Below are 6702 nucleotides of genomic sequence, written 5' to 3' on the forward strand. Positions count from 1 at the left end.
AAAAAAAACAAAAAAAAAAAAAAACCAAAACAACAAAAAAAAAAACACCCCCCCGCCCCCCCACCCCCGCGGGGCGGCGCCCCCGGCCCCGCCCGCCCCCGGCCGCGGCCCGGATCACCGCGACCCGCGGGCGGCAGCGCGCTCGCCGGGGCCTACACCGCGTCCGCCAAGGACAGCGCGTGGAGGCGGTCCGGGGGGCCCGGGCGGGCGTAGTACCAGCCCTGGGCCGTGTCGCAGCCCAGTTCACGCAGCTGCTCCGCCTGGGCGCCGGTCTCGACGCCCTCCACCGTGACCGCGAGTTCCAGGCTGTGCGCCAGGGAGACGATGCCCTCGACGATCTTGATGTCGACGGGGTCCGCCGGGTGCCGCTGCATGCCCTGGGTGAAGGAGCGGTCGAGCTTGAGGACGCTCACCGGGAGCCGCCGCAGATTGGCCAGATTCGAGTACCCGGTGCCGAAGTCGTCGAGGGCTATGTCGACGCCCATCTCGGCGAGTTGCCGCAGCGGCTTGAGGAGGTCCTCGTCCGCGCCGATCAGCGCGGACTCGGTCACCTCCAGGCACAGTGCCCGCGGCTCCAGGCCCGAGCGCTCCAGGACGTCCACCGTATCGGCGACCAGTCCGGGGTGGTGCAGCTGGGTCGGCGACAGGTTGACGTTGATCCGCAGCGGCCGTGCGCTCCCGCCGATCGGGGCCTGTTCGTGCCAGAACCGGGCCTGGCTCACGGCCTCCTGGAGCACCCAGCGGCCCAGCGGCACGATCAGGCCCGTGTGCTCGGCGAGCGGGATGAACCGGTCAGGACCGAGCACCCCGTGCTGCGGATGGCACCAGCGCACCAGCGCCTCCGCCCCGTACACACTGCCGTCGCCGAGGTGTACGAGCGGCTGGTACTCGATGAAGAACTCACCGCGCTCCAGTGCCGCCGGCAGCGCCATGGTCAGCCCGTGCCGGGTGATCGCGCGGGCGTCCGCCTCCGGGTCGGCGAACTCGAAACGGTTGCCGCCCGCCGCCTTGGCCCGGTACATGGTGATGTCGGCGCTGCGCAGCACCTCCGCGGACGTCTGCTCCCCCGCCGCCCCCTCGACGATCCCGATGCTGCCCCGGACGCTGATCTCGCGGCCGTCGAGCATGATGGGCGTGGCCAGTACGCCGAGGATCCTGGCGGCGAGTTCGCGCACCTCGCGGGCGGTGTCCGCGCCGGTGGTCAGCGCCACGAACTCGTCGCCGCCGAGGCGGGCCACCATCTCGCCGGGCGCGGTGGCGCAGCTCTGCAGCCGGTCGGCGACCTCGACGAGCAGCCGGTCCCCCGCCGAGTGCCCGAGGCTGTCGTTGATCGCCTTGAAGCCGTCGAGGTCGAGGTAGCAGAGCCCGAAGCGGGCCCCTTCTCCGGCGGCCAGCGCCTTGTCCAGCCGTTCGAAGAAGAGCGTGCGGTTGGGCAGTCCGGTGAGTGCGTCGTGCGTGGCCTCGTACCGCAGCCGGAGGTTGAGCAGCCGGCGCTCGGTGGTGTCCTCCATCAGCGCCAGCTGGTACTGCGGCTTGCCCTCGGCGTCCCGCAGCAGCGACACCGTCAGGTTCGTCCACAGAACGGTGCCGTCGTTGCGGTAGAACGGCTTCTCGACCCGGAAGTGCTCGCGGTCGCCGCGTACGAGCTCCTCGTACAGCTCCCAGACCTGCGGCCGGTCCTCGGGGTGTGACCACTCGCTGACCTTGCGTCCGCGGACGTGGTGTTCCAGTCCGCCGAACATCCGGGTCAGGGTGTCGTTGACCTCGAGCACATTGCCCTCGAGGTCGGCGATGCCGATGCCGACGGCCGCACCCTCGAACACCGCGCGGAAGCGGGTCTCGGTCGCGTGCAGGGCCTGCATGGCGTCGCTGCGCGCCGCGAGCGCCGACCGGGCAATGGCCTCCTGCTCGGTGAGGGTGCGCTCGCGCAGCGCATGGGCGTAGCCGGCCGCCAGCGCGTGCTGCAGCCGGGCGCAGCGGGCGCGGCTGTCCTCGGCGGACTCCTGGTCGTTTCCGCAGTAGAGGACCAGATACGCATCGACGACGCCGAGGGTACGGCTGAGCGCGTCCGGGTCGGTGCAGTGCGCATCGACGAGGGCGGCTCCGACCCGCTGCGCAGCTGCGGTCTCGAGGGGACGCGCGTGCAGCGCGTCGCTCAACTGCCTGGCCAGGGGCAGCAGATGCTGTTCGAACTCGGCTCTGGTCAGCGACGTGGCCGTCACCGGGAAGATCGCCCGGCTCCAGATGGTCGCGAACCGCTGAAGTCTGTCCTCCAGGCCGTCCGGGCCCGCCGAGGGCCCCGGTGCCTGCGACGGCGGCATCACGCCTTGCGCCCCACCCCTGCGAAGCCCGAGAAGGCGTATGGGTCCTCCTGCTCGGCCGGCGTCTCGGGCCTCCAGTCCGCCATGTGCACCAGTCCGGGTTCGACCAGCTCGAAGCCGTCGAAGAACCGCGCGATCTCCTCGCGGGTGCGCATGATCAGCGGGTTGCGGATGTCCTTGTAGACGCCGACCGCGCCGCCCACCCGCTCCTCGGGGACGGGGATGCCGTCGTAAGAGGCGTGCGTGACGAGGACGAGGCTGCCGGGCGCCAGGGCGTCCCGCAGCTCGGCGACGGCGCGCTGCGGTTCGTCGGCGTCCTCGATGAAGTGAAGGACGGAGACGAGCAGCAGGGCGACGGGGCGGTCGAGGTCGAGGAGTTCGGCGACCTCGGGGCTGTCGAGGATCTCGTGCGGCTTGCGCAGGTCGGCGCGGACGATGCCGGCGTTCTCGTTGCCCTCCAGCACCGCCTGGCTGTGCGCGACGGCGACGGGGTCGTGGTCGACGTACACGACGCGCGCCCCCGGGCTGGCCTCCTGGGCCACTTCGTGGACATTGCCGAACGTCGGAATGCCCGAGCCGATGTCGAGGAACTGGGTGATGCCCTCGCTCACGGCGTGGTGCACGGCGCGGCGCATCACGGCCCGGTTCGCCTGCATGATCTTGGGAAGGCCGGGGACGAACTCCATGGCCTTGCGCGCCGCTTCCCTGTCGACCTCGAAGTTGTGCGAGCCGCCCAGGTAGTAGTCGTAAATGCGGGACACGCTCGGCACCGATATGTCGATGCCCGGCGGGGCCCAGGCGGGACGCTCCATTGATATCTCCAACAAGTCGCCACGGGACGTACGGCCATGCAAATGGCCGGTGTTCGAGCCGAGGCTACTGATCGCCCGCCAAATGAGCGAGCAGAAACGGAAATTACCGGTCCGTTCTTGGTCACACATGCCGTGGGCACGTGCGGCCGGCCCGCCGTCACGCGGGGGGCGTGAACGACGGGCCGTCGGGCCGGAAGCGCTGCGTGGGGCCTACTTGGGCGCTCCGACCAGCTTGCCCTGGGGCGATACGGCGTACCAGGTACCGCCCACACCCTGGCCGTTGGTGTCACCGGGCTTGGAGTCGCCGGAGTAGGTGTAGATCGGCCAGCAGTCGATGGTCTGCTGCTGGATCCCGTCGGGCCGGTCGAAGGTGACGAAGCCCTTCTTGAGGATGCCCTCGGCGTCGTTCTTGTCGACCGGCGAGACCACCGGCCACTTCTCCAGGCAGGCGCCGGTGCAGGCGGTCTTCATCGGCCAGGCCGAGTCCTTCTTGAAGCGGTAGACCGTCATGCCGTTCTTGTCGACGATGATGTCGCCGAGCTTGGGGTCCTTGCGGACGGAGAGGCCAGCGAGGTCGGCGGGCTCGCCGCCGGCCTCTTCCCCGCCGTCGCCGGCACCGCCGGGGGCGGCCTTCTTGCCGTCGGGGGCCGAGGCGAACCAGGTGCCGCCCACGCCCTGGCCGTTGACGTCACCGGGCTTGGTGTCCTTGGCGTACCGGTACATCGGCCAGCCCCCGATGGTGAGCTGCTTGCTGCCGTCGGGCCGGGTGACCTCGCCGATCACCGAATCGTCGGTGCCGGGGGCGGCGGTGACGTCGCCGGCCGCCACGATGGGCCATGCCTTCGCGCACTCGCCTTCGCAATTCGACTTCGCCGGGCTGGCGGTGTCCTTGTCGAAGCGGTAGAGGGTGAAGCCCTCGCTGTCGGTGAGGACCTTGCCGAGCTTCTTGCTGTCCACGACGGCGAGCTGTCCCGCCGTCTTGGGGGCGGCCGCGGCGTCGGATCCGTACCCGGAACCGGAGCCGTACCCGTCGGCGGCCGGCTGTTGTACGGGATTGGCCGCACCGACCGCCTGACCATTGGGTGTTGTCGTGCCCTGCTCCTGACCGCACGCCGTCGTCAGCGCGAGTACGGCCGCTGCAGTCACCGCGAGCGAGGCGTTACGCCAGGTATTCATGTCAACTCCCGTTGTGCCCGGTCCTGTTGTGGCGCCTGGGGTGCGCCCGTTGATGGTCCTTAGTACGAGCGGGAGGGCGTGCAGTGTTCAAAGGGATCCGGAAAAATCTTCCAGATCCGCAAACGCGGTCCGCCGACAACCCCACCATCAGGCGAATCGGCACCCGTTCGGGCGTGCAGGGCACTCCTGTGGATCATGCTCACGGGCGTGTACGGATCGCTCGTCGGGCGGCTGTTGTCAGCCGCCGCACTCGCCTGGTCACTGGCGGCCCCGGTGCCCGCCCTTGCCGACAACTGCTCGTACGCCTCGATCGGCGGCGACGGCTCGGCCTCCGCCGTGGCGGTCGCGGGCAGCGGCCACTGTACGGCCGGCCCGTCGCCCGCCCCAAAGCCTGCACCCCCGCCGCCACCCGAGCCACCACCGCCTCCGCCTCCGCCTCCACGGGTAGAGCCCGAGCCGCCTCCGCCACCACCTCCCCCGCCTCCGCCTCCGTCGCCCTCGCCGACCGTACGGCCGAAGCCTCCTTCGCCGAGCCCGGTCGCACTCCCCCACTACCGCAGACCGCAGCGCGAGGAACCGCGGAGCGGTCCGTCCCTCGTGTCCCTCACGCTCCTTGTCACCGCGCCCGCGGTACTCGCCGCGGCCTTCCTGCGCCCCCGCTCCCGTTAGCCTCCGGAGGTATCCGTGTCGGAATGGGCCGTACTGACGATCGCGATGGCCGCCGCCTGCGCGGTCGTCCTGACCATCACGGTCATCAACCACCGCCGCATCGGCGAGGACGACGACCCGTCGGAGACCCCCTGCGTCATCGAGTACATGACGATGATGATCGGCGTGGTGTACGCCATCGTGCTGGGACTGGCCATCGCGGGCGTCTGGGAGGCGCGCAGCGCGGCCCAGGAGTCGGTGCGCCACGAGGCCCAGGCGCTGCACGAGGTGCACGTCCGCGCCGAGGTGTATCCGGCCGAGGTCCGCACCCGCATCCGGGACGGTGTCGACGCCTACGTCAGCCATGTCGTCAACGACGAGTGGCCCGTCATGATCGAGAAGGGCACCCTCACCGACCGGGGCGACCAACTCCTCGCGCAGGTGCGGCGGGACGTCACGGACTACGTGCCGAAGACCGACCACGAGGGACAGGCGTACCAACCCATGGTCGACCAGGTCGCGGCGGCCGACGACGCCAGGGGCGCCAGAGGCCAGGGCATCGGGGCGACGATGCCCGGCGTGGTGTGGTTCGGACTGATCACGGGCGCCGCGGTAACCGTTGGCCTGATCTTTACGCTCCAGATTCGCCGGACTTTCCGGGAACTGCTTCTCGCCGGGCTGTTCAGCGCACTGATCGCCTTCCTGCTCTTTCTGATCTGGGATTTCGACGCACCGTTCGGACGTGGCATTTCAGCCACGGCCGATCCGTTCATCGCCCTCTTCCCACAGATCCACGAATGACGCCTCATGAACGTCCGAGGCACCCGGGTGGCGTACCGCCGATACCCATGCCGTTCCGCCACCCGGGTGACACGCGTGCCCCATTCGCCCGTCTGAGATCGCGGGTGTGATAGTGCGCTCCTAGCGTTCCGGGTATCGAGGTGCATTCCCTGCCTTTGTGGAAACCCGTTCCGCAGCTGCTCCTCGGGGACCCGGAGGATTGATCATGCGCGCGATACCCGTCGCGTCTGCCGCTCTGCTGGGAGCGGCCGCCCTCGCCCTCACCACTTCCGCGGCGACAGCCGCAGCCGGTGCCGACGGCGCGGGCGGCGCCCCCGCGGCACCACGCAAGCAGCCCTTCTCGTTCTCCGTCTCACCCTCGACCGTCGCCCCTGGCGGGCAGGTCACCCTGACCGTGTCCGGCTGCAACACCTCGGCCACGGCCTCCTCCGGTGTCTTCGACACCGTCACCATCCCGCCGGGCCTCACGGGCACGGCGACGGTCGACTCGGACGCCAGACGTGGCGCCGTGTACTCGGTGACGTTCACCTGCCGAGGCCAGTCGGGGACGACCGATCTGACCATCGCCGGCGGCACGAGCGCCGCGACGACCCGCTCGACAACGGCCACGGCCGCCGCCGCCTCCCCCCAGGGAGTCAGAGGCGGCCTCGGCGGCAGCATCGAGAGGATGAACGCCGGCGAGATCATTACCGGTGCGGTGCTCGTGCTGGTCGCGTCGGGCGGCGTCTTCTACGTGGTGCGCAGGCACTTGGGAAACCGTCTCCACTGAGCGTCCCGCCACCGCCCCCGCGACATCCCGCACTCCGCAGAAGCAACCAAGAGAAGAACCACACAGCAACAACCGCACAGCACAAGCCCGTCGCCCCGAGCCCAGGACCAGCACAAGGGGCGACTGGCGGGAGGGGCCGTACGGGAAGTGAGTCCGGTCACGGCATTCCGCTTCA

Annotated in this window: 5 protein-coding genes; 2 read left to right on the forward strand and 3 right to left on the reverse strand. The window is 70.0% G+C overall.

Translation table 11 applies throughout. The features are described from left to right. Positions 1-152: 152 nt before the first annotated feature. The 3 genes from ACWCXB_RS36375 to ACWCXB_RS36385 all read right to left on the reverse strand — a co-directional run bounded on the left by ACWCXB_RS36375 (position 153) and on the right by ACWCXB_RS36385 (position 4309). Positions 153-2321, reverse strand: coding sequence for a putative bifunctional diguanylate cyclase/phosphodiesterase (locus tag ACWCXB_RS36375; protein ID WP_450728753.1), 2169 nt, complete (start codon positions 2319-2321; stop codon positions 153-155). Beyond that, the gene (locus ACWCXB_RS36380) at positions 2321-3133 is read right to left on the reverse strand and encodes an SAM-dependent methyltransferase (protein WP_450728755.1); all 813 of its coding nucleotides are present in this window, start codon (positions 3131-3133) and stop codon (positions 2321-2323) included. The genes ACWCXB_RS36375 and ACWCXB_RS36380 overlap by 1 nt, the downstream gene beginning before the upstream one ends. Positions 3134-3343: 210 nt before the next feature. Next, on the reverse strand, positions 3344-4309 hold the full coding sequence (locus ACWCXB_RS36385; RefSeq protein WP_450728757.1) for an SCO0930 family lipoprotein: 966 nt from the start codon (positions 4307-4309) through the stop codon (positions 3344-3346). 684 nt (positions 4310-4993) lie between these two features. Here ACWCXB_RS36385 and ACWCXB_RS36390 point away from each other — a divergent pair. Together ACWCXB_RS36390 and ACWCXB_RS36395 are read left to right on the forward strand one after the other, a co-directional pair. After that, complete coding sequence (locus tag ACWCXB_RS36390; protein ID WP_450728759.1) at positions 4994-5758, forward strand: bestrophin-like domain; 765 nt, start codon at positions 4994-4996, stop codon at positions 5756-5758. Between the two features lie 205 nt (positions 5759-5963). Continuing rightward, on the forward strand, positions 5964-6527 hold the full coding sequence (locus ACWCXB_RS36395; RefSeq protein WP_450728761.1) for a hypothetical protein: 564 nt from the start codon (positions 5964-5966) through the stop codon (positions 6525-6527). The last annotated feature ends 175 nt before the right edge of the window (positions 6528-6702 follow it).

Source organism: Streptomyces sp. NPDC001514, from assembly GCF_053597075.1.